Source organism: Pseudoponticoccus marisrubri (assembly GCF_001482405.1).
In the GTDB taxonomy this organism is placed as follows: domain Bacteria; phylum Pseudomonadota; class Alphaproteobacteria; order Rhodobacterales; family Rhodobacteraceae; genus Pseudoponticoccus; species Pseudoponticoccus marisrubri.
Genome location: NZ_LPXO01000076.1, coordinates 1 through 291, shown reverse-complemented (window position 1 = coordinate 291; position 291 = coordinate 1). Strand labels below are relative to the sequence as shown.

Annotated in this window: 1 protein-coding gene; it reads right to left on the bottom strand. The window is 61.2% G+C overall.

Going from position 1 to position 291, the window contains the following annotated elements:
• Positions 1-291, bottom strand: a 291-nt coding sequence (locus AVJ23_RS22015; protein WP_157772781.1) for a hypothetical protein, incomplete at both ends; no start/stop codon positions are given.

Sequence of the window (291 nt, the reverse complement as noted above, 5' to 3'; positions counted from 1 at the left end):
CGGCGGCGACCATTGAGAGCTTGATGACCTGCTCCTGGAAGATGGGTACCCCCAGGGTGCGCTCCAGTACTGGACGCAGGTTTTCATGCGGATAGGTGACGGGCTCCAGGCCCTGTTTACGCTTGAGGTAAGGGTGGACCATGCCACCCTGTATGGGGCCCGGGCGGACGATGGCGATCTCGATGGTGAGTTCGTAAAAATTGCGTGGCTGCAGGCGCGGCAGCATGCTCATCTGGGCGCGGGACTCGATCTGGAACACGCCCACGGTGTCGGCGCGACACATCATTTCAT